The organism is Streptomyces sp. A0642, from assembly GCF_004795105.1.
Classification (GTDB): domain Bacteria; phylum Actinomycetota; class Actinomycetes; order Streptomycetales; family Streptomycetaceae; genus Streptomyces.
Genome location: NZ_SSBL01000002.1, coordinates 383,423 through 406,585, shown reverse-complemented (window position 1 = coordinate 406,585; position 23,163 = coordinate 383,423). Strand labels below are relative to the sequence as shown.

Sequence of the window (23,163 nt, the reverse complement as noted above, 5' to 3'; positions counted from 1 at the left end):
TCGTTCGGTCTCCACGCGAAGGGGCGCCCGGCCAATGGCCGGGCGCCCCTTCGCGTGGCGTGGGTCAGATCTTGGTGCGGGAGGTGTTGTAGAGCTTGGCGGCGAGGGCCGCGACATCGTCCTGCGACATGGCCTTGTTGGTCATGGCCAGGCCCATGTCGAGGCCGGTGACGATGCCGACGGTGCTGTAGTCCGCCCAGATGCAGATGGGCATCTCCAGGGACTTCGGCCCCTTGTCGACGCTTCCGTCGCCTTCGGGGTTGTCCATCTTCAGGTTCTGGCACCGCATCAGCGCGCCCTTGAACCCGGCCGGCGTGACGTCCTTGGGAGAACCGACCAGCTCGGCCGTGGTCTTGTCGTCCTCCTTCGCCATGTTGGCCTTGGCCTCGTCGAACGAGTGGTTGATCACCGAGGCCGGGTCGCTGACGTCACCCCAGTAGCCCTGGAAGCTGAGGACCTTCATGCTCAGGTCCTTCTCCGAGCCCCCCTGGTAGTTGGCGGTGGTCTTGCTGGGGTTCTTGACCCCCGAGGTCTCGATCTTGGTCTTCTCGGCGCCGGTCAGCGGGCTGACGGATTTGGCGCCCGAGCTGGACTTGTACGAGTCCACCGCGCTCGGCGGCGTCAGCTTGTACCCCTTCGTGGAGTCCGCGACATCGCTGTTGCTGGCGCCGCCCGACGTCAGGAAGTACACCCCGCCGCCGATCACCGCGAGCGCGACGATGACGCCGCCCACGATCAGGCCGGTCTTCTTCTTCGGCGGCTGGGCCGGCGGGAATCCCGGCTGCTGGCCGTAGGCCGGCTGGCCGCCGTACGGGGGAGTGGGGGGCTGCTGGCCGTACGGGCCGGGCTGCTGGGCCTGAGGGTAGCCGTAGCCCGGCTGCGGGGGCTGCTGCTGGGGCGGGACGCCCTGGGGAGCCTGCTGCGGGTAGCCGTAACCGGGCTGGCCCTGCGGCGGCTGGCCGTACGGCCCCGGCTGGCCCTGCGGGGGGCCGCCGTACGGTCCGGGCTGGCCCTGCGGCGGCTGGCCACCGTACGGGCCCGGCTGGTTGTAGCTCATCTGCGGAGTCCCCTGTTCGTGATGCTCATGAGTTCTTATGCGTTCCGAACATCCTGACGGACGGTCCGCGGGCGTGGGGCACCGGGAGGCGGACCGTTACTGAACAAACCGGTTTCAGTGCACGCTTGTGACGGCCCTAAACTGTGGGGCGTGACCGAGAACCCAGCGCAGCAGCCAGCCAGCACCCCCGAACTGCCGACCCAGTACACGCCGGCCGATGTAGAGGGGAAGCTGTACGAGCGCTGGGTAGAACGCGGTTACTTCGAGGCCGACGAGAACAGCGACAAGCCGCCGTACTCCATCGTCATCCCGCCGCCCAACGTCACCGGCTCCCTGCACCTGGGGCACGCCTTCGAGCACACGCTCATCGACGCCCTCGTCCGCCGCAAGCGCATGCAGGGCTTCGAGGCGCTCTACCAGCCCGGCATGGACCACGCCGGCATCGCCACCCAGAACGTCGTCGAGCGCGAGCTCGGCAAGGAGGGCAAGTCCCGCCACGACCTGGGCCGCGAGGCCTTCGTCGAGCGCGTCTGGCAGTGGAAGAACGAGTCCGGCGGCCAGATCTCCGGACAGATGCGCCGCCTCGGCGAGGGCGTCGCCTGGTCCCGTGAGCGCTTCACCATGGACGAGGGCCTGTCCAAGGCCGTCCAGACCGTCTTCAAGCAGATGTACGACGACGAGCTGATCTACCGCGCCGAGCGCATCATCAACTGGTGCCCGCGCTGCCTCACCGCGATCTCGGACATCGAGGTCGAGTACCAGGAGGACGACGGCGAGCTCGTCTCCATGCAGTACGGCGAGGGCGACGCGACCATCGTCGTCGCCACCACCCGCGCCGAGACGATGCTCGGTGACACCGCGGTCGCCGTCCACCCCGACGACGAGCGCTACAAGCACCTGGTCGGCAAGCAGATCAAGCTGCCGCTGACCGACCGTACGATCCCGGTCGTCGCCGACCACCACGTCGACCCCGAGTTCGGCACCGGCGCCGTCAAGGTGACCCCGGCGCACGACCCGAACGACTTCGAGATCGGCAAGCGCCACGACCTGCCGTTCCTCACGGTCCTCGACGAGCGCGCCGTCATCACGGCCCCCGGCCCCTTCCAGGGCCTGGACCGTCTGGAGGCCCGCTCCGCCATCGTCGCCGCCCTGCGCGCCGAGGGCCGGATCGTCGCCGAGAAGCGGCCGTACGTCCACTCCGTCGGCCATTGCTCGCGCTGCAAGACCACCATCGAGCCGCGCCTCTCCCTCCAGTGGTGGGTCAAGGTCGCCCCGCTCGCCCAGGCGGCCGGTGACGCCGTCCGCGACGGCAAGGTCAAGATCCACCCGCAGGAGATGGAGAAGCGGTACTTCGACTGGGTCGACAACCTCCACGACTGGTGCATCTCGCGCCAGCTCTGGTGGGGCCACCGCATCCCCGTCTGGTACGGCCCGAACGGCGAGGTCGTCTGCGTCGGACCCGACGACGAGACGCCCACCGGCGAGGGCTGGACCCAGGACAGTGATGTCCTGGACACCTGGTTCTCCTCCGGCCTGTGGCCGTTCTCCACGCTCGGCTGGCCCGAACAGACCGACAGCCTCGCGAAGTTCTACCCGAACTCCGTCCTGGTCACCGGCTACGACATCCTCTTCTTCTGGGTCGCCCGGATGATGATGTTCGGCCTGTACGTCAACGACGGCGTCCCGCCGTTCGAGACGATCGTCCTGCACGGCATGGTCCGCGACGAGCACGGCAAGAAGATGTCGAAGTCCTTCGGCAACGTGGTCAACCCGCTGGACTGGATGGACAAGTACGGCTCGGACGCGCTCCGTTTCACCCTCGCGCGCGGTGCCAACCCCGGCACCGACGTCCCGATCGGCGAGGAGTGGGTCCAGGGTTCCGCCAAGTTCTCCAACAAGATCTGGAACGCCACCCGCTTCGCCCTGATGAACGGCGCGACGATCGAGGGCGAACTGCCGTCCGCCGACGAGATGTCGGTGACCGACCGCTGGATCCTGTCCCGCCTCAACAAGACGGTCGCCGAAGTCGACGCGTTCTACGACGACTACCAGTTCTCCAAGCTCAGCGAGTCGCTCCGGCACTTCGCCTGGGACGAGGTCTTCGACTGGTACGTCGAGCTCTCCAAGACCACGTTCTTCGGCGGCGGCCGCCCGGCCGAGGTCTCGGGCCGGGTTCTGGGCGAGGTCCTCGACGTGATGCTGCGACTGCTGCACCCGGTCGTCCCGTTCGTCACGGAGACCCTCTGGACCGCGCTCACCGGTCGCGAGTCCGTCGTCATCGCCGACTGGCCGACCGACTCGGGCTTCCGTGACGACGCGGCCGAGAAGGAGATCGAGCTCGTCCAGCAGGTCGTCACCGAGGTCCGCCGCTTCCGCAACGACCAGGGGCTCCAGCCCGGCCAGAAGGTCCCCGCCGAGCTCGACCTGACCGGGACCGCGCTCGCCCCGCACGAGGCGGCCATCCGCCAGCTCGCGCGGCTCCAGCCGGCCGGCGACGGCTTCCACGCCACCGCGTCGCTGCCGGTCGCGGGCGCCACGGTCGCGCTCGACCTGTCCGGCACGATCGACCTCGACGCCGAGCGCAAGCGCCTGACGAAGGACCTGGAGGCGGCGCAGAAGGAGAAGGCGCAGGCCACCGGCAAGCTCGGCAACGAGGCGTTCCTGGCCAAGGCTCCCGACAACGTGGTCGACAAGATCCGCGGCCGGCTCGCCAAGGCCGAGGCCGACATCGAGCGGATCGCCGGCCAGCTCGCGGCCCTGCCGCAGAGCTGAGACCGCTGAAGCCCCCGGCCCCCTCGCACGCGCGAGGGGGCCGGGGGCTTCCCCGTATCACCGACGCCGGGCGCTGCGCGCGATGTCCGTGCCGGTCCGTAGACTGGGCCCCGTGAGTGAGCCCCGCCCTTCCGACCGGCACGACGCGTCCGACTCCGACGAGACCTTCGCGGAGATCGTCGACGAAGCGACCCAGCGCGACCCCGACCTGGCGGTGATCGAGGCCGGGAGCCGTACGCTGCGCGCCGCCTCCGGACCTCCCCAGGGCGACGACGTCCCAGCCCGCCCCGCCGACCCCGAGGTGGACAAGGCGCTGCGCGCGGTGGAGCAGGAGCTCGCCGGGCGCTGGGGCGAGACCAAGCTGGAGCCGTCCGTGACGCGCATCGCCGCGCTGATGGACGTGCTCGGCGACCCGCAGCACGCGTACCCCTCCATCCACATCACGGGGACCAACGGCAAGACGAGCACCGCCCGCATGATCGAGGCCCTGCTCGGCGCCTTCGACCTGCGGACCGGCCGCTACACCTCGCCGCACGTCCAGTCGATCACCGAGCGGATCAGCCTGGACGGCTCCCCGATGGACCCCGAGCGGTTCATCGAGACCTACCAGGACATCAAGCCGTACGTCGAGATGGTCGACGCGCAGCAGCCCTACCGGCTCTCCTTCTTCGAGGTGCTCACCGGCATGGCCTATGCGGCCTTCGCCGACGCGCCGGTCGACGTCGCCGTCGTCGAGGTCGGCATGGGCGGTGCCTGGGACGCGACCAACGTGATCGACTCCTCGGTCGCCGTCGTCACCCCCATCTCGCTCGACCACACGGACCGGCTGGGTTCCACCCCGGGCGAGATCGCGGTCGAGAAGTCCGGGATCATCAAGCAGGGCGCGACGGTCATCCTGGCCCAGCAGCCCGTCGACGCCGCCCAGGTGATGCTCAAGAAGGCGGTCGAGGTCGATGCCACCGTGGCCCGCGAGGGCATGGAGTTCGGCGTCGCCTCCCGGGAGATCGCGGTCGGCGGCCAGCTGCTGACGCTGCGCGGCCTCGGCGGCGAGTACGACAACGTCTTCCTTCCGCTGTACGGCGCCCATCAGGCGCGCAACGCCGTGGTGGCGCTCTGCGCGGTCGAGGCGTTCTTCGGCATCGGCGCCGAGCAGACCGGATCGCTCGACGCCGACATCGTCCGCAAGGCCTTCGCCTCGGTGGTCTCCCCGGGCCGCCTCGAAGTCGTCCGCTCCAGCCCGACCGTCGTCCTGGACGCCGCGCACAACCCGGCGGGAGCCCTGGCCGCCGCCGAGGGGCTCTCCGAGGCGTTCGGCTTCTCCCGGCTGATCGGTGTGGTCGGCGCCAGCGGCGACAAGGACGTGCGGGGGCTCCTGGAAGCCTTCGAGCCGATCTTCGCCGAGGTCGTCGTCACCCAGAACTCCACCGCACGCGCGATGGACGCCGACGAGCTCGCCGCCGTCGCCGTCGAGGTCTTCGGCAACGACCGGGTGCAGGTCGAACCCCGGCTGGACGACGCGCTGGAGGCGGCGATCACCCTCGCCGAGGAGGAGGACGAGTACGCGGGCGCCGGGGTGCTGGTGACCGGATCCGTGATCACGGTCGGCGAGGCCCGGCTGCTTCTGGGAAGGGGCTGACCTCCGTGCGTACGCTCTGTGCATCCACGCTGATCGGTGAGTTCTTCGTGATCGGGTTCGCCGGACTCGTCGCGATGAAGTCCGACGACCTGACCTCCGCCACGGTCTGGACGGTCTGCGGCATCGGCATGCTGCTCTCCGTGCTGCTCTGCGGGATGATCACCCGTCCCGGGGGCATACAGCTCGGCTGGGCGCTCCAGATCGCCCTGGTCGCCAGTGGCTTCGTCGTACCGATGATGTTCATCCTCGGCGTGGCCTTCGGCGCCCTGTGGTGGGCCTCGGTGCACTACGGCCGGAAGATCGACGAGGCGAAGGCCCGGTGGGCCGCGCAGGAGGCGGCGCAGGCGGCAGCGGGCGGCTGAGGGAGCGGGCTGCCGGACGGCTGAGCCCGGCCGCAGGCCCGTCACCGTCCCCCTGTAATCTCGCTTCACCGCACCCGTATGCCTGCAAGGAGCCGCACATGACCCAGCGCACCCTCGTTCTTCTCAAGCCCGACGCCGTCCGTCGCGGTCTGGTCGGCGAAATCGTCGGCCGCATCGAGCGCAAGGCCGGCTGGAAGATCACGGCGCTGGAGCTCCGCACCCTCGACCGCGCCACGCTGGAGCAGCACTACGCCGAGCACGTCGGCAGGCCGTTCTACGAGCCGCTCGTCGAGTTCATGCAGTCCGGTCCGATCGTCGCTCTGGTGGCCGAGGGCGAGCGGGTCATCGAGGGCGTGCGCGCCCTGGCCGGCCCCACGGACCCGATCGCCGCCGCGCCCGGATCGATCCGTGGCGACTTCGGTACGATCACCCGGGAGAACCTCATCCACGCCTCGGACTCCGAGGAGTCCGCAGAGCGAGAAATGAAGCTGTTCTTCCCGGGTCTTTCCTGACCTCGGGTCAGCCGAACAGCGCTCATGACCTGGGGCGACCGAAGTAATTCGGTCGCCCTTCGGCATAGGGTCCCCGATGGCGGGAACGCATCCCCCCGACGTAACGTCACCATGAGTGGAACAGCCACCCGTTCTGCTCAGCATGGCGAAGGACCCTCGCGCTGAGTCGGTGTCTCCGGCACTACGATGGAAGCTTCCACGCCCGCAGCGCTCATCTCGCCTACCAAAACAAGCCATCGCTTTCGCTTGGGAAGGCCCGACGCATCCTCATGGGGAACAAGGGGAACTCAATGTCGTTCATCGGCCGTGACATGGCTATCGACCTCGGGACTGCCAACACGCTGGTGTACGTCAGGGGGCGCGGCATCGTTCTGAACGAGCCGTCCGTCGTGGCCATCAACACCAACACCGGCGGCATCCTCGCGGTCGGCTCCGAGGCCAAGAAGATGATCGGCCGTACGCCGGGCAACATCGTTGCCGTACGGCCCCTGAAGGACGGCGTGATCGCCGACTTCGAGATCACGGAGCGCATGCTCCGCTACTTCATCCTGAAGATCCACAAGCGCCGCTACCTGGCCCGCCCCCGGGTCGTCGTCTGCGTGCCCTCCGGCATCACCGGGGTCGAGCGACGCGCCGTCATCGAGGCGTCCACGCAGGCCGGCGCGCGCCAGGTGCACATCATCGAGGAGCCCATGGCGGCGGCCATCGGCTCCGGCCTGCCGGTCCACGAGGCCACCGGCAACATGGTCGTCGACATCGGTGGCGGCACCACCGAGGTCGCGGTGATCTCGCTCGGCGGAATCGTCACCGCCCAGTCGATCCGGGTCGCCGGTGACGAACTGGACAACGCGATCATCCAGCACATCAAGAAGGAGTACTCGCTCCTGCTCGGTGAGCGCACCGCCGAACAGATCAAGATCACCATCGGCTCGGCCTTCGAACTGGAGAAGGACGAGCACACCGAGATCCGCGGCCGCGACCTCGTCTCGGGTCTGCCCAAGACCGTGGTCATCTCCGCCTCCGAGGTCCGCAAGGCGATCGAGGAGCCGGTCAACGCGATCGTCGACGCGGTCAAGACGACGCTGGACAAGTGCCCGCCGGAGCTCTCCGGCGACGTCATGGACCGCGGCATCGTCCTCACCGGCGGCGGCGCGCTGCTGCGCGGCCTGGACGAGCGGCTGCGCCACGAGACCGGCATGCCCATCCACATCGCCGAGGACCCGCTGGACTCCGTGGCGCTCGGATCCGGCAAGTGCGTCGAGGAGTTCGAGGCGCTCCAGCAGGTGCTGGACGCCCAGCCCCGACGGTAGTGACTCCACGGCCCTCCGTGCGGACGCTGCCGCTCCGCACGGAGGATCGTTGATATACAGGCACGAACATTCCTACGAGGAAGGCACGGCCGCCGCACGTGAGGGACACACGAGAGAGCCGGCTGCTCCTGGTGCTGCTGATCGCCATCGCATTCGCACTGATCACGGTGGACATCCGCGGCGGCGAGGCGTCACCGGTGGACGGCGCCCGGCAGGCCGCCGCCACCGTCTTCGGGCCGGTGGAGAACGGCGTGGCGGCAGCGGTCGACCCGGTGGGCAACGCCATAGGGGCCGTACGGGCCTCCGGCACCCGCCACGACAAGATCGCCGCGCTGGAGAAGCAGAACGCCGAACTCAAGGCGAGGCTGGGCAGCGACGACCGCAACCGCAGCCGCATCCGTGAGCTCGACAAGATGCTCAAGAAGTCGGACGCCGGGCAGTACGGCATCAAGGCCGCCGAAGTCATCGCCATAGGAGCGGCCCAGGGCTTCTCCTGGACGGTCACCATCGACGCCGGGTCCAAGGACGGCCTCAAGCGCGACATGACCGTGCTCAACGGCGACGGACTCGTCGGCCGCGTCACCACCGTCGGCCCGGACACCGCCACGGTGCTCCTGGCCAACGACCCCGACTTCACCGTCGGCACCCGGATGGAGTCCACCGACGAACTGGGCTTCGCCACCGGCCAGGGCTCGCGCCCGCTGTCCGTCCAGTTCCTGAACGGCAAGGCCAAGGTCAAGAAGGGCGACCGGCTCGTCACGTTCGGTTCCAGCAAGGACAAGCCCTTCGTGCCCGGCGTCCCGGTCGGCGAGGTCGTCCGGGTCGACCCGTCCGGCGGCGACCTCACCCGTACGGTCTACGTCCGGCCGTACGTCGGCTTCACCAAGCTCGACATCGTCGGCATCGTGGTCCAGGCGCCCCGCGAGGACCCCCGCGACGCGGTCCTGCCGAAGAAGCCCGTCAAGGCGGCCAAGCCGAAGCCCACCCCGACCGTCACCGTCACCATCTCGCCCAACGGCGACATCGTCGACACCCACGGCAACGTCGTCGGGAACATCCACGAGAGCGCGACCCCCAGCGGCAGCCCGAACCCGGACCCCAGCGGGAACGCGACACCGAACGCCGACAACGCGGTAAACGAACAGAGGTAGAGCTGATCCCCATGCGCGTCAACCGGACTCTGCTCTCCCTCGTTCTGGTCGTGATCGCCCTCGTCGTCCAGGTATCCGTACTCGCCCGGCTCCAGCTCCCCGGCGCCGTACCCGACCTGCTGCTCATGGTCGTCCTCGGACTCGCCTTCGTGTACGGGCACGTCAGCGGGGCGCTCATCGGCTTCGGCGCGGGCCTCCTCGCCGACCTGGCGCCCCCGGCCGACCACGCCGCCGGACGCTACGCCCTGGTGCTCTGCGTCATCGGCTACCTCGCCGGACTGGCCAGGCCCGAGAACGGGCAGCTCAAGTCCGCCTTCCTTCCGATGGCCGTGGTCGTCGCGGCGGCGATCGGATCGACCCTCCTCTACGCGGGCGTCGGCGCCCTCGTCGGCGACACGGCCGCCCGCCATGTGGGCCTCGGCAGCCTGCTGTTCACCGCGGCCGTCTACGACCTGCTCCTCGCGCCGTTCACCGTCCCGCTGATCATGGCCGTCGCCAGGCGCACGGTGAACGACCCGCTGACCGAGTCCTCCTCCGGCCGCGGCGACGTCGCGGCCGGCTGGCTCGCCGCGGGCACCGCGCTGCGGATCGGCAGCCAGCGCGGCGGACTGCGCGTCAAGGCCGCCCGCAACCGGGCCGCGCGCGCCGGACGGATCAAGGGAGTCAAGCGACTGTGAGGCCGCACCGCCCGGGGGCCGCCGACCGCGCCTCCCGCCCGATCACCACCGGGGGCAGTCCCCGTACCCCTAGCGCTTTTCGTTTGGACCATGCCGGGCTCGCGGGGCCCGGTGCGCGCATCCGCCGCGTCGTCGCCGGTCGCCGACGCTCCGCGTTGACTCCCTCCTCCGCCCTGCGGCCGCACGCACCGGACCCCGCTCCCTTGTCCGGCCTGATCCCAGTGCAAGGCCCTAGCCCGACCACCACCGGGGGCGCCCCGTGAGCAACATTCCCGAGACGGGGCGGACCCAGCGGGTCCAGATCCGCCTCATCGTCATCCAGGTCCTCGTCTTCTCCCTGCTCCTCACCCTCGGCGGCCGCCTCTGGTACCTCCAGATCCGCAACGGCCAGGAGTACTCCGACGAGGCGAAGAACAACCACGTCCAGCAGGTCGTCCAGCCCGCCGCCCGCGGCTCCATCCTCGACGCCCGCGGCGTGCCCCTCGCCGACAACGAGACCCGCCTCGTCGTGTCCGCCAGCCGCACCGAGTTGCTGAAGATGGACGACGACGGCAAGGGCGTCCTGACCCGGCTCGCCGACGTCCTCGACATGAAGCCCAAGGACGTCATCGACAAGGTCCGGCTCTGCGACGCGAAGACCCCGCAGCCCTGCTGGAACGGCTCGCCCTACCAGCCGATCCCCGTCACCGACGAGGCCACCACCCAGCAGGCCCTCCAGATCCGTGAACGCGCGGAGGACTTCCCCGGCATCACCGCCGAACCCACGGCCGTCCGCCGCTACGCCGCCCCCGGCAAGGCCAACACCGCGCAGGTCCTCGGTTACCTCTCGCCCGTCACCGACGACGAGATCACCAAGGCCCAGGACACCGACTCGCCCTACCTCCGCTCCGACCAGGTCGGCCGCTCCGGCCTGGAGCGCACGTACGACAAGGAACTGCGCGGCAAGGCGGGCGTCACCCGCTACGAGGTCGACAACCTCGGCCGGGTCATCGGCCAGGCCAAGAACGACGAGGCGGAGGCCGGCGCCAGCGTCGTGACCTCCATCGACGCCCGCGTCCAGGCCGTCGCCGAGTACGAGCTCAACCAGGCCATGAAGAAGGCCCGCCAGGAGTTCGACACCAACACCGGCGAGAACTACAAGGCCGACTCCGGCGCCGTCGTCGTCATGGAGGCCAAGACCGGTCGTGTCGTCTCCATGGCCTCGCTGCCCAGCTACGACCCCAACGCCTGGGTCGGCGGCATCTCCGGCAAGGACTACGCCAAGCTCACCGGCAAGAACTCCAACTTCCCGCTGCTGAACCGGGCCATCCAGGGCCAGGCCGCCCCCGGCTCCATCTTCAAGGTCATCTCCTCCACCGCCGCCGTCAACGCGGGCTACCCCTTCGACGGCAACTACCCCTGCCCCAGCTCGTACTCCATCGGCGGCCAGACCTTCAAGAACTTCGAGTCCCAGGGCTACGGCAGCATCACCATCGGCCGCGCCCTCGAAGTCTCCTGCGACACCGTGTACTACGGCCTCGCGCACAGGGAGTGGCAGAAGGACGGCGGGAACAACCCCAAGAAGAACCCGAACGACTGGTTCTACAAGACCGCCCACCAGTTCGGCCTCGGCAAGGAGACCGGCATCGACCTCCCCAACGAGGTCAGCGGCCGTGTCCCGGACCGCCAGTGGAAGAAGAACTTCGCCAAGGCCAACCACGACGCCTGGTGCAAGCAGGGCAAGAAGGGCGGCACGTACGTCGAGCAGATCGCGTACGAGAACTGCCTCGAGGGCGACAGGATGCGCGCCGGTGACTCCGTCAACTACTCGATCGGCCAGGGCGACACCCTCGTCACCCCGATCCAGATGGCGACCATCTACGCGGCCATCTCCAACGGCGGCACGCTCTACAACCCCACCGTCGGCAAGGCGATCGTCAGCGGCGACGGCAAGTCCGTCCAGGTGATCGAGCCCAAGTCGCACGGCAAGCTCCCCTTCACGCGGAAGACGCGCAACGAAATAGACCAAGCCCTCGCGGGTGTCGCGACCCGCGGCTCCGCCGCCTGGCGATTCGGCGGCTGGCCGCAGGACAAGATCCCGATGCACGCCAAGACGGGCACGGCCGAGGTCTACGGCAAGCAGACGACCTCCTGGTTCGCCACGTACACCAAGGACTACTCGATCGTGATGACGATCTCCCAGGGCGGTACGGGTTCCGGCGCCTCGGGACCCGCCGTCCGCAACATCTACAACGCGCTCTACGGCCTCGACGCCGCGGGCAAGCAGGACCTGAAGAAGGCCCTGCTGCCGACGCCGCAGAAGTCGCTGCCGAAGATCCAGGGGGACGGCACCATCGACGCCCCGAAGATCAAGCCCTACAACCCCGAGTCGCAGAAGCCGCCCACCGAGCAGACGCTCGCAGCGGTGCTGGGGAGGCGCGACTGATGGCAGGCTTCTCCGTCCAGCGGTACGCCCCCGAGCGCTCCGCCTGGGGGCGGCTCACCGCCCGCGACTCCGTCGTGCGCCGCCTCGACTGGCCGCTGCTCGGCTCGGCGATCGCGCTCTCCTTCATCGGCTCGCTGCTCGTCTGGTCGGCGACCCGCGGACGCGACACGCTCACCCACGGCGACCCGTACTACTTCCTCTTCCGCCACGCCCTCAACACCGGCATCGGCTTCGCCCTGATGGTCGGCACGATCTGGCTCGGCCACCGGACCCTGCGCGGCGCGGTGCCGATCCTGTACGGCCTGTCCGTCCTCCTCGTGATGGCGGTCCTCACCCCGCTCGGCGCCACGGTCAACGGCGCCCACGCCTGGATCCTGCTGCCTGGCGGCTTCTCCCTCCAGCCCTCGGAATTCACCAAGATCACCATCATCCTCGGCATGGCGATGCTGCTCGCCGCCCGCGTCGACGCCGGCGACCAGCTGCACCCCGACCACCGGACGGTCGCCAAGGCCCTCGGCCTCGCCGCCCTGCCGATGGTGGTCGTCATGGGAATGCCGGACCTCGGCTCCGTGATGGTCATGGCCGTCATCGTGCTCGGCGTCCTCCTGGCCTCCGGCGCCTCCAACCGCTGGGTCTTCGGACTCCTCGGCGCGGGCACCGCGGGCGCCGTCGCCATCTGGCAGCTCGGACTGCTCGACGACTACCAGATCGCCCGGTTCGCCGCCTTCGCCAACCCCGCCCTCGACCCGGCGGGCGTCGGCTACAACACCAACCAGGCCCGCATCGCGATCGGTTCCGGCGGTCTTTCCGGCACCGGCCTGTTCCAGGGCACCCAGACCACCGGACAGTTCGTCCCCGAGCAGCAGACCGACTTCGTCTTCACCGTGGCCGGTGAGGAACTCGGTTTCCTCGGCGCCGGGCTGATCCTGGTCCTGCTCGGGGTCGTCCTGTGGCGCGCCTGCCGCATCGCCCGCGAGACCACCGAGCTCTACGGCACGATCGTGGCCGCCGGAATCATCGCCTGGTTCGCCTTCCAGTCCTTCGAGAACATCGGCATGACGCTCGGCATCATGCCGGTCGCCGGACTGCCCCTGCCGTTCGTCTCCTACGGAGGCTCCTCGATGTTCGCCGTCTGGGTGGCCATCGGACTGCTCCAGTCGATCAGGGTGCAGCGGCCGATAACGGCCTGATCCGGCACACACCGCCCTGCATATCCGCCCCTTTCGCGGATAGATTCGGTATATGGCGGACTCCAAGCGAGAGATCGAGCGGAAGTACGAAGCCGCGACCGAGACCCGGCTGCCCGACCTGACGAAGGCGGCCGGGGTCTCGGCCGTCATCCACCGGGGCGTGAGCGAACTCGACGCCGTCTACTACGACACCCCTGACTTCCGCCTCGCCGCCGGCTCCCTGACCCTGCGGCGCAGGACCGGCGGGAGCGACGCCGGCTGGCACCTCAAATTCCCCGTCGCCCCCGGCGTCCGTGACGAGATCCAGGCCCCGCCGGCCGACACGCTCCCCGGCGAACTCGCCGCCCTGCTCCGCTCCCGGGTCCGCGACGCGGAGATCGTCCCCGTCGTCCGGATCCTCACCACCCGCGACGTCCACCACCTCGTCGACGACGAGGGAGGGCTCCTCGCCGAACTCAGCGTCGACGAGGTCTGCGCCCAGCGGCTGCCGGAGAGCGGCGGCCCCACGGCGGCCTGGACGGAGATCGAGGTCGAGCTCGCCGACGACCGCGACCCCGCGCTCCTGGACGCCGTCGAGAAGCGGCTGCGCAAGAAGGGAGTGCGGCCCGCGGCCTCCGCCTCCAAGCTGGCCAGGGCCCTGGAGGAGACCGCTCCGGTCTCCGCGCCCCCCGGGAAGGGGGAGCGGCAGACCGCCCCCGTCACCGCGGGGGACCACGTCCTCGCCTACGTACGACGCCAGGCCGAGGCGATCGTCACCCTCGACCCGGCGGTGCGGCGCGACCTCCCCGACTCCGTCCACCGGATGAGGGTCGCCACCCGCCGGCTGCGCAGCGCCTTCAAGACGTACCGCGCCGTCCTCGACCGGAGCGTCACCGACCCGGTAGGCGACGAGCTGAAGTGGCTCGCCACCGAACTCGGTGCCGGACGCGACCACGAGGTGCTCGACAAGCGCCTGCACACCCGCCTCGGCGGCGTCCCGCAGACCCTCCTCCTGGGGCCGGCCGCCGCCCGGCTGCGCATGTGGTCCATCGCCCACGGCGTCGAAACCCGGGAGCGCGTCCTCGCCGCGCTGGACGGCGCGCGCTATCTGGCCCTCCTGGAGAGCCTCGACGCGCTTCTCGCGGACCCGCCGCTGCGCAAGGCCGCGGGCCGCGCCCCCGGCACGGAACTGCCCCGGGCCGTCCTGAAGGACTACGAGCGCCTGGCGGCCCGTGTCGCCCACGCCTTCGAACAGCCGCCCGGTCACGACCGGGACGTGGCCACGCACGAGGCCCGCAAGGCCGCCAAGCGCGCCCGCTACGCCGCGGAGGCCGCCAGGCCCGCACTCGGGAAGCCCGCCAAGAAGTTCGCCAAGCGGATGAAGGCCGTGCAATCGGTGCTCGGCGACCACCAGGACAGCGTCGTCGCCCGCGACACCCTGCGCACCCTGGCCGTCCAGGCGCATGCGGCGGGGGAGACCGCCTTCACCTGGGGGTTGCTGTACGGCGAGGAGGAGGCGTCCGCCGCCGGCCGGGAGCGTGAACTGCCGCGGGTCTGGGCGAGGGCGTCGAGGCCCCGGCTGCGGAGGGCGCTGAAGGGCTGAGCAGCGCGGTACGCTGGATGGTCACCCCTGCCAGCTCTCGAAAGTTCGCGATGTCTGTCGATTCGGTCTTCCCACAGCTCGAAGCTCTGCTCCCGCATGTGCAGAAGCCCATCCAGTACGTCGGCGGTGAGCTGAACTCCACCGTCAAACCGTGGGACGAATGCGACGTCCGCTGGGCCCTCATGTACCCGGACGCCTACGAGGTCGGGCTCCCCAACCAGGGCGTCATGATCCTGTACGAGGTGCTCAACGAGCGCCAGGGCGTCCTCGCCGAGCGCACGTACAGCGTCTGGCCGGACCTCGAAGCGCTGATGCGCGAGCACAAGGTGCCGCAGTTCACCGTGGACGGCCACCGCCCGGTCAAGGCGTTCGACGTCTTCGGGCTGAGCTTCTCCACCGAACTCGGCTACACCAACATGCTCACCGCCCTGGACCTGGCCGGCATCCCGCTCGCCGCCAAGGACCGCGGCCTCGACGACCCGATCGTGCTCGCGGGCGGCCACGCCGCGTTCAACCCCGAGCCGATCGCGGAGTTCATCGACTGCGCGGTCATCGGCGACGGCGAGCAGGCGGTCCTGGAGATCACCGAGATCATCCGCGCCTGGAAGGCCGAGGGCCGCCCCGGCGGCCGCGAGGAGGTGCTCTTCCGCCTCGCGAAGACCGGTGGCGTGTACGTGCCCGGCTTCTACGACGTCGAGTACCTCCCGGACGGCCGCATCGGCCGTGTCGTACCGAACAAGTCGGGCGTCCCGTGGCGCGTGTCCAAGCACACCGTCATGGACCTCGACGAGTGGCCCTACCCCAAGCAGCCCCTCGTCCCGCTCGCCGAGACCGTGCACGAGCGGATGTCGGTGGAGATCTTCCGCGGCTGCACCCGCGGCTGCCGTTTCTGCCAGGCCGGCATGATCACGCGCCCCGTGCGGGAGCGAAGCATCACCGGCATCGGCGAGATGGTGGAGAAGGGCCTCAAGGCGACGGGCTTCGAGGAGGTGGGCCTGCTCTCCCTCTCCTCGGCGGACCACACCGAGATCGGTGAGATCGCCAAGGGCCTCGCGGACCGCTACACCGAGGACAAGATCGGCCTCTCGCTGCCGTCCACCCGCGTCGACGCGTTCAACGTGGACCTGGCCAACGAGCTGACCCGCAACGGGCGCCGCTCCGGCCTCACCTTCGCCCCCGAGGGCGGTTCCGAGCGCATGCGCAAGGTCATCAACAAGATGGTCTCGGAGGAGGACCTGATCCGGACCGTCGCCACCGCGTACGGCAACGGCTGGCGTCAGGTGAAGCTGTACTTCATGTGCGGCCTGCCCACCGAGACCGACGACGACGTCCTGCAGATCGGCGACATGGCGGTCAACGTCATCGCCAAGGGCCGCGAGGTCTCCGGGCAGAACGACATCCGCTGCACCGTCTCCATCGGCGGCTTCGTCCCCAAGCCGCACACGCCCTTCCAGTGGGCCCCGCAGCTCAGCGCCGAGGAGACCGACGCCCGGCTGACCAAGCTCCGCGACAAGATCCGCGGCGACAAGAAGTACGGCCGCTCGATCGGCTTCCGCTACCACGACGGCAAGCCCGGCATCGTCGAGGGACTGCTCTCCCGCGGCGACCGGCGCGTCGGAGCCGTCATCCGGGAGGTCTACGAGGCCGGTGGCCGCTTCGACGGCTGGCGCGAGTACTTCAGCTACGACCTGTGGATGAAGAGCGCCGAGAAGGCACTGCCCGCCTTCGGCGTGGACGTCGACTGGTACACCACCCGCGAGCGGACGTACGAGGAGGTCCTGCCCTGGGACCACCTGGACTCCGGCCTGGACAAGGACTGGCTCTGGGAGGACTGGCAGGACTCGCTCGACGAGACCGAGGTCGAGGACTGCCGCTGGACGCCGTGCTTCGATTGTGGGGTCTGTCCTCAGCTCGACCTCGACATCCAGATCGGTCCGACGGGCAAGAAGCTCCTGCCGTTGACGGTCGTGAAGCAGTAGCCGCCGCGGTGACGGGGCAGCGCTCGGCTTCCGCCGGGTGACAGCTCGGTGACGAAGGCCCGGCCGGGGAAACTCCCGGCCGGGCCTTCGCGTCATCACGTGCATGGAATACGGAAAGCACCAGGCGCCCGCCCGGTACGAGAGCGGTGACGGCTGTCTGACCACGCTCGTCAGGATTCCGGTGCGGATCGTCGTCCTCGTGCTCGTCCTGCCCGTGCGGATGGTGTGGGACGCCCTGATCGTGGGCGCGCGGGCCGCCGAGCGGATCCTGCTGCGCCCCCTGGGTCGGGCGCTGGCGTGGCTCCTCGACGTGCTGCTCGCGATTCCGGCCCGGTGGCTGTACGCGCAGGTGCTGACCCCGCTCGGGCACGGGCTGCGGTGGCTGGCCGGGGCGGTGTTCGTGTGGCCGTGGGTCGCGCTGTGGCGGTACGTGGTGGTGCCCGGGGTGCGGTACGGGATCGTGGTGCCGCTCAGCTGGTTGTACGAGCAGGTCCTCACGCCGCTCGGGCGCGGCGCGCGGTGGGTCTGGGCCGCGCTCCTGCGACCGGCCGGACGCGGCGTGGCCACCGCCGTGAGGTGGCTGCTCACCGCCGTGTTCGTCGTGCCCCTGGTCCTTCTGTGGCGTTACGTCGTGAAGCCGCTGGGGCTGTCCGTTGCCTGGCTGGTGGAGCACCTGATCGTGCTGCCGCTGGCGTGGACGTACCGGGAAGTGCTCACTCCGCTGGGCCACGGCATCGCCTGGCTCCTCGCTCTGCTGGCCAGCGGCGTCGAGGCCGCCTGCCGGGGGCTGTGGGCCGCCGTACGGTGGCTGGTCACCGTCCTGCTCGTCACGCCGGTGGTCTGGGTCTACCGGCGCGTCCTCGCCCCCGTCGGCCGGGAGATCGCCGCCGCGTTCGGCGTGGCCTGGCGGGTCGCCGGATTCCTCTCGCGGGCCGTCGGGCGGGCCCTTGCCTGGCTGGCGTGGCACCTGGTCGGCGCGCCGGCGGCCTGGGCCTACCGCACGGTGTGCACCCCGGTCGGGCACTTCCTGCGCGACGCCGTGCTGGCGCCGGCCGGACGGGCGGCCCTCGCGGTGGGCCGGACGGCCCGGGAGACGCTGCGCACCGCGCGCGAGACCGTGCGGCAGGCCAGGCGCGACGCGTGGCGGGCCCTGGTCGGCGGACCCCGGGAACCGGAGCCCCGGGAACCGGGGAGCGTCCTTGCGCGTACTCTGGGTAGTACAACGACTGTGCCCAGCGCGGTGCCCGAACCAGAGATCTCCCTGCGGAACGAGAAATCCGCCCGGCAGGGGTGAGCCGGACCGGACACGCCGGGGCCACCCGTATTTGTGGGCGGCGCGCCACCGCGGCCGCCCCGCACCGAGGAGAAGAACCACTGGGCAAGCGACAGCCCGAAGGCCCGCCGCCCGCACCGGCAGTGCAGCGCATCCGACTGCGCTACACCAAGCGCGGCCGCCTCCGGTTCACCAGTCATCGAGACTTCCAGCGTGCCTTCGAGCGGGCGCTGCGCCGCTCCGAGGTGCCCATGGCCTACTCGGCGGGCTTCACGCCGCACCCCAAGGTCTCCTACGCCAACGCCGCACCCACCGGCACGGGCAGCGAGGCCGAGTTCCTGGAGATCGCCCTCACCGAGGCCCGTGACCCGGGCACGCTGCGCGAGCTGCTCAACGACTCGCTGCCGGACGGTCTCGACATCACCGACGCCGTCGAGGCCCGCACCTCGGGTCTCGCCGACCGGCTCACCGCCTCCATCTGGGAGATGCGGCTGAACGGGGTATCCGTCGAGGACGCCGAGAAGGCCGTCGCCGCGTTCAACGCGGCGGACAGCGTCGAGGTCGAGCGCCGCACGAAGAACGGGATGCGGAGCTTCGACGCCCGGTCCGCCGTCGTCGACCTCCAGGCCCTTGATCATCAGCCTGATAGGCCCGGCGACAAGGCCTGTGCGATACTGCGGCTGGTTGTTCGGCACGTGACACCTGCCGTTCGGCCTGACGACGTCCTGTCCGGTCTCCGCGTTGTGGCCGACCTGGCGCCGCCGGTCCCCGCAGCGGTGACCAGGCTGGCGCAGGGGCTCTTCGACGAGGAGTCCGGCACGGTGACCGACCCGCTCGCGCCTGACCGCGAGGCAGCCCCGGCCGCTCCATCCAAGGCCGCCGGGACCGCCGTCGCGACAGCGCCTGAGGGTGCAGGTTCCGCGTAAGGCGGTCGTTGTAGCGCAGCCCTCGGACTCGGGAGCCACCTGGGCCGGGCCGCGCGCTGACCCATAAGACTTTCGCCAGGCCGTACGCACACCGCGTAGGGAACCGGCGAGCCAGACATTCAGCCCCCGTGCGGCGCCCGCGCCCCGGACGGCGGAACCGCGTACACCACGCGGACCGTGCCGGACCGGAACCAGACGCGGCGCCCGGGAGCGCGACGGGAGAACCGCCCGCATGCCTCAGTCCACCGAACCCGGCACGACCGGGAACGCAGAAGACAACAACGCCCCCGGGGACAAGCTGCCGCCGCGCCGCAGGCGCCGCGCCGCGTCCCGCCCGGCGGGCCCGCCCACCTCGGGCGTCCAGGCCGGTGCCGAGGCTCCGGCCATACCGGCCGTTGACGCCGGAGAGTCGGAGAGCAGCACCGAGAACACCCCCGAGGCCGCGCCGCCCGCCCGTGCGCGCCGCCGGGCCGTCCGCAAGGCGACCGCCCCCGCCGGAGCGCCGCAGGCCGCCGAGGCCGTGGAGATCGTGGAGCCGGTCGCGGCCCCGGCACCGGTCGAGGAGCAGGCCGCGGAGCCGGTCGAGGCGCCGCGTGCGCGTCGCCGTGCCTCCCGCAAGGCGACCGCCCCCGCGGGCGCGCCGCAGGCCGCCGAAGCCGCCGAGGCCGTGGAACCGGCCGTGGCACCCGTCGAGGAGGAGGCCGCGGAGCCGGTCCAGGCGCCGCGTGCGCGCCGCCGGGCCGTCCGCAAGGCGACCGCTCCCGCCGGTGCGCCGCAGGCCGCCGAGGTGGCCGAGATCGTCGAGGAGGCCGTCGCGGCCGAGGCCGCCGAGCCCGTCGAGCCCGTCACCGAGGCGCCGCGTGGCCGCACCCGGCGCAGGGCCTCCGCCCCCGCCGGCGCCCCGCAGGCCACCCGGACCGAAGCCGCCGCCGAGCCGGTCGCCGCTGCCGAACCGGCCGCGCCGGTCGAGGAAGAGGCCCCGGAGCCCGTCGAGGCCCCGCGCGGACGCCGCCGCGCGTCCCGCAAGGCGACCTCTCCGGCGGGTTCCCCGCAGGTCACGGAGGCTGCCGAGGAGCGCACCGAGACCCCGGCGGGCGAGAGCCTGCCCGAGGCCGCCGTGGAGGAGCTGGCCGCCGAGACCGCCGAGGTCGAGGAAGCCGCCCCGCGTGGCCGTCAGCGCCGCCGGGCCACCGCCGCCGCGGGCCGGCCCGAGTTCACCGGCAAGGTCGAGGAGCCCGCGCGCAAGAGCCGCCGGGCGACGCGCCCCGCCGCCGCCGTGTTCCAGGCGCCGGTCTTCGCCGAGCCGATGTTCCAGACCCCGGAGACCGCGGCCGCCGCGGCGGCCGCCGCACCTCAGGCCCCGCTCGACGAGGAGCTCGAGGACGAGACTGTGACGGTGGAGGAGCAGGCCGCCCCCGAGCCGGCCGCGCCCGCCGAGGCCGCGCAGGGCGGTTCGCGCCGCCGTCGCCGCCGCCGCGGCGAGGCCGCCGAGGCCGAGCCCGCCGCCGCGTCCGCCCCCGCCGCCGCGCCGGTCGAGGAGGCCGAGGACGAGCAGGAGCCTTCGAACGAGAGCGACGCCGAGCAGGACGGGGAGGAGACCGACGAGTACGGCGACCGCCCGTCGCGACGCCGTCGTCGCGGTGGCCGCCGCCGCCGTCGTGGCGAGTCCGCCGAGGACGACGCCTCCGAGCAGCACGCGGAGGACGCCGCCGAGCGTTCCGAGGACGAGCACGAGTCCGCTCAGGAGCCCGAGGACGAGGGCGACGACGAGCAGGACGACAACGACAACGGGGCTTCCGGATCCAGCAGCAGCCGTCGCCGCCGTCGCCGTCGCCGCCGCAGCGGTGACGCCTCGTCCGACGCCGAGAACGGCACGGACGACCCGGAGCGCACGGTCGTCAAGGTCCGCGAGCCGCGGGAACGCCGTGCGAAGGAGACGGCCGAGCGCGAGCCCGGCACCGGCTTCGACGAGGTCCAGTCCATCAAGGGCTCGACCCGCATGGAGGCCAAGAAGCAGCGCCGCCGTGAGGGCCGTGAGCAGGGCCGCCGCCGGGTGCCGATCATCACCGAGGCGGAGTTCCTCGCCCGTCGCGAGGCCGTCGAGCGCGTCATGGTCGTCCGCCAGAACGGCGAGCGCACCCAGATCGGCGTCCTCGAGGACGACGTGCTCGTCGAGCACTACGTCAACAAGGAGCAGGCCACCAGCTACGTCGGCAACGTCTACCTGGGCAAGGTCCAGAACGTCCTGCCGTCCATGGAGGCCGCCTTCGTCGACATCGGCAAGGGCCGCAACGCCGTCCTGTACGCCGGTGAGGTCAACTTCGAGGCGCTCGGCATGGCCCATGGGCCGCGTCGTATCGAGACCGCGCTCAAGTCCGGCCAGTCCGTCCTCGTCCAGGTGACGAAGGACCCGATCGGCCACAAGGGCGCCCGCCTGACGAGCCAGGTCTCGCTGCCCGGCCGCTACCTCGTCTACGTGCCCGAGGGCTCGATGACCGGGATCAGCCGCAAGCTGCCCGACACCGAGCGCGCCCGGCTCAAGACCATCCTCAAGAAGATCGTCCCCGAGGACGCGGGCGTCATCGTCCGCACCGCGGCGGAGGGCGCCAGCGAGGACGAGCTGCGCCGCGACGTCGAGCGGCTGCAGCAGCAGTGGGAGGACATCCAGAAGAAGTCGAAGAGCAGTGGCAGCTCCAACGCGCCGACGCTGCTCTACGGCGAGCCGGACATGACCGTCCGGGTCGTCCGCGACATCTTCAACGAGGACTTCTCCAAGGTCATCGTCAGCGGTGACGACGCGTGGGAGACCATCTACGGCTATGTCTCGCACGTGGCGCCCGACCTGACGGACCGGCTGTCGCGGTGGACCTCCGAGGTCGACATCTTCGCGACGTACCGGATCGACGAGCAGCTCATGAAGGCGCTGGACCGCAAGGTCTACCTGCCGAGCGGCGGCTCGCTGGTGATCGACAAGACCGAGGCGATGGTCGTCGTCGACGTCAACACCGGCAAGTTCACCGGCCAGGGCGGAAACCTCGAGGAGACCGTCACCAAGAACAACCTGGAGGCGGCCGAGGAGATCGTGCGTCAGCTGCGGCTGCGCGACCTCGGCGGCATCGTCGTCGTCGACTTCATCGACATGGTGCTGGAGTCCAACCGGGATCTGGTGCTGCGGCGCCTGCTCGAGTGCCTGGGGCGTGACCGTACGAAGCACCAGGTCGCCGAGGTCACCTCGCTGGGCCTGGTGCAGATGACCCGCAAGCGGGTCGGCCAGGGGCTGCTGGAGTCCTTCTCCGAGACCTGTGTCCACTGCAACGGGCGCGGCGTGATCGTGCACATGGAGCAGCCCACCTCGGTCGGCGGCGGCGGCAACGGCAAGCGTGCCAAGAAGCGCCGCGGCGGTGCGGGCCAGGAGCACGACCACGACCACGACCACGTCTCCGAGACGGACACCGACGTCGAGACCGAGGCGGAGGTGGCGGCGGAGGTCGCCGCTCCGCTGGCGCTTCCCGAGCCGGAGTTCGTCCCGGACGAGGAGCTGTACAGCAGCCCGGCCGAGGCCGAGGCGGCTGCCGGGCGTGGCCGCGGCCGTCGCCGGGCGACCCGCAAGGCGACGGCCCCGGCCGGCGCCCCGCGGTCCGCTTCCGCTCCGGCCCCGGTGGCCGAGCCGGTCGTGACGCCGGAGCCCGTCGTGGCGCCGGAGCCGGTCGCGGAAGCCCCGGTCGCCGAGGCTCCGGCCGAGGCGCCCCAGGGCCGTACGCGCCGTCGGGCGACCAGGAAGGCGACCGCCCCGGCGGGTTCGCCCGCCCCGGCCGCCGAGCCTGCCCCGGTCGTCGAGCCCGCGCCCGCCCCCCTCGCCGAGGAGCCGGTGTCCGACGCCGACCCGGTCGCCGCGGAGGACCCGGTCGTCGAGGCCCCTGCCGAGGAGCCGGCACCGCCGCGTGCCCGGCGCCGGGTGACCCGCAAGGTCACCGCGCCCGCGGGTTCCCCCGCAGGCGCCGAGGAGGCCGCGGTCGTCGTGGTGACGGGATCCGAGCCGGAGTCCGCCACCGACGGCGAGGCCGAGGCCGAGACGGCGCCGGCCAAGAAGGCGGCCCGCAAGACGGCGAAGAAGGCCACGGCGAAGAAGGCGGCCGTCAAGAAGACGACGGCTGCCAAGAAGACCGCCGCGAAGAAGACGACGGCCAAGAAGGCGGCGAAGAAGACGGTGGCGGCCGAGCAGTCCTCGTCCTCCGTCACGGCTTCGGCCGACGAGGCCTGATCCGCCTCGCACCGCGCGCGACGCAGTCGGGCCGGTCCCTCCACGGGGGC

Annotated in this window: 15 protein-coding genes; 14 read left to right on the top strand and 1 reads right to left on the bottom strand. The window is 71.0% G+C overall.

Annotated features, from left to right (window positions below):
• Positions 1–64 precede the first annotated feature (64 nt).
• The gene (locus E6R60_RS05365) at positions 65–1,057 is read right to left on the bottom strand and encodes a hypothetical protein (RefSeq protein WP_136325235.1); all 993 of its coding nucleotides are present in this window, start codon (positions 1,055–1,057) and stop codon (positions 65–67) included.
• Positions 1,058–1,207: 150 nt separating this feature from the next.
• Between E6R60_RS05365 and E6R60_RS05360 the strand changes: the two genes are divergently transcribed.
• The 14 genes from E6R60_RS05360 to E6R60_RS05295 all read left to right on the top strand — a co-directional run bounded on the left by E6R60_RS05360 (position 1,208) and on the right by E6R60_RS05295 (position 23,113).
• The gene (locus tag E6R60_RS05360; RefSeq protein ID WP_136325234.1) at positions 1,208–3,829 is read left to right on the top strand and encodes a valine--tRNA ligase; all 2,622 of its coding nucleotides are present in this window, start codon (positions 1,208–1,210) and stop codon (positions 3,827–3,829) included.
• 112 nt (positions 3,830–3,941) lie between these two features.
• A complete protein-coding gene (locus tag E6R60_RS05355) occupies positions 3,942–5,465 on the top strand; it encodes a folylpolyglutamate synthase/dihydrofolate synthase family protein (RefSeq protein WP_136325233.1) in 1,524 nt (507 codons plus the stop codon).
• 5 nt (positions 5,466–5,470) lie between these two features.
• Positions 5,471–5,827 (top strand): DUF4233 domain-containing protein, encoded by a 357-nt coding sequence (locus tag E6R60_RS05350; protein WP_136325232.1) that lies wholly within the window; start codon positions 5,471–5,473, stop codon positions 5,825–5,827.
• Positions 5,828–5,925: 98 nt separating this feature from the next.
• Complete coding sequence (gene ndk / locus E6R60_RS05345; RefSeq protein ID WP_018103190.1) at positions 5,926–6,339, top strand: nucleoside-diphosphate kinase; 414 nt, start codon at positions 5,926–5,928, stop codon at positions 6,337–6,339.
• A 290-nt stretch (positions 6,340–6,629) separates the two neighbouring features.
• A complete protein-coding gene (locus E6R60_RS05340; RefSeq protein ID WP_136325231.1) occupies positions 6,630–7,649 on the top strand; it encodes a rod shape-determining protein in 1,020 nt (339 codons plus the stop codon).
• A gap of 98 nt (positions 7,650–7,747) precedes the next feature.
• Positions 7,748–8,800: a rod shape-determining protein MreC gene (mreC, locus tag E6R60_RS05335; RefSeq protein ID WP_136325230.1), complete on the top strand. Its 1,053-nt coding sequence runs from the start codon at positions 7,748–7,750 to the stop codon at positions 8,798–8,800.
• Positions 8,801–8,811: 11 nt separating this feature from the next.
• Positions 8,812–9,477, top strand: a complete 666-nt coding sequence (gene mreD / locus E6R60_RS05330) for a rod shape-determining protein MreD (RefSeq protein ID WP_136325229.1) — start codon at positions 8,812–8,814, stop codon at positions 9,475–9,477.
• Between the two features lie 259 nt (positions 9,478–9,736).
• Positions 9,737–11,902 (top strand): penicillin-binding protein 2, encoded by a 2,166-nt coding sequence (gene mrdA, locus E6R60_RS05325; RefSeq protein WP_136325228.1) that lies wholly within the window; start codon positions 9,737–9,739, stop codon positions 11,900–11,902.
• Positions 11,902–13,092, top strand: a complete 1,191-nt coding sequence (rodA, locus tag E6R60_RS05320; protein WP_136325227.1) for a rod shape-determining protein RodA — start codon at positions 11,902–11,904, stop codon at positions 13,090–13,092. Before mrdA ends, rodA begins: the two co-directional genes overlap by 1 nt.
• A gap of 52 nt (positions 13,093–13,144) precedes the next feature.
• The gene (locus E6R60_RS05315) at positions 13,145–14,674 is read left to right on the top strand and encodes a CYTH and CHAD domain-containing protein (protein WP_136325226.1); all 1,530 of its coding nucleotides are present in this window, start codon (positions 13,145–13,147) and stop codon (positions 14,672–14,674) included.
• A gap of 50 nt (positions 14,675–14,724) precedes the next feature.
• Positions 14,725–16,653 carry a TIGR03960 family B12-binding radical SAM protein gene (locus E6R60_RS05310; RefSeq protein WP_136325225.1) on the top strand — a complete coding sequence of 643 codons (1,929 nt, stop codon included), beginning with the start codon at positions 14,725–14,727 and terminating at the stop codon, positions 16,651–16,653.
• Positions 16,654–16,756: 103 nt separating this feature from the next.
• Complete coding sequence (locus E6R60_RS05305; RefSeq protein WP_136325224.1) at positions 16,757–17,947, top strand: hypothetical protein; 1,191 nt, start codon at positions 16,757–16,759, stop codon at positions 17,945–17,947.
• A 122-nt stretch (positions 17,948–18,069) separates the two neighbouring features.
• On the top strand, positions 18,070–18,852 hold the full coding sequence (locus E6R60_RS05300; protein WP_136325223.1) for a TIGR03936 family radical SAM-associated protein: 783 nt from the start codon (positions 18,070–18,072) through the stop codon (positions 18,850–18,852).
• Between the two features lie 232 nt (positions 18,853–19,084).
• Positions 19,085–23,113 (top strand): Rne/Rng family ribonuclease, encoded by a 4,029-nt coding sequence (locus tag E6R60_RS05295; RefSeq protein WP_136325222.1) that lies wholly within the window; start codon positions 19,085–19,087, stop codon positions 23,111–23,113.
• The last annotated feature ends 50 nt before the right edge of the window (positions 23,114–23,163 follow it).

Coding starts and splice junctions, on each gene's coding strand:
- E6R60_RS05365 (WP_136325235.1), bottom strand. CDS start 1,057: ATGAGCTACAACCAGCCGGGCCCGTACGGTGGCCAGCCGCCGCAGGGC.
- ndk (WP_018103190.1), top strand. CDS start 5,926: ATGACCCAGCGCACCCTCGTTCTTCTCAAGCCCGACGCCGTCCGTCGC.
- E6R60_RS05340 (WP_136325231.1), top strand. CDS start 6,630: ATGTCGTTCATCGGCCGTGACATGGCTATCGACCTCGGGACTGCCAAC.
- mreD (WP_136325229.1), top strand. CDS start 8,812: ATGCGCGTCAACCGGACTCTGCTCTCCCTCGTTCTGGTCGTGATCGCC.
- rodA (WP_136325227.1), top strand. CDS start 11,902: ATGGCAGGCTTCTCCGTCCAGCGGTACGCCCCCGAGCGCTCCGCCTGG.
- E6R60_RS05315 (WP_136325226.1), top strand. CDS start 13,145: ATGGCGGACTCCAAGCGAGAGATCGAGCGGAAGTACGAAGCCGCGACC.
- E6R60_RS05310 (WP_136325225.1), top strand. CDS start 14,725: ATGTCTGTCGATTCGGTCTTCCCACAGCTCGAAGCTCTGCTCCCGCAT.
- E6R60_RS05305 (WP_136325224.1), top strand. CDS start 16,757: ATGGAATACGGAAAGCACCAGGCGCCCGCCCGGTACGAGAGCGGTGAC.
- E6R60_RS05295 (WP_136325222.1), top strand. CDS start 19,085: ATGCCTCAGTCCACCGAACCCGGCACGACCGGGAACGCAGAAGACAAC.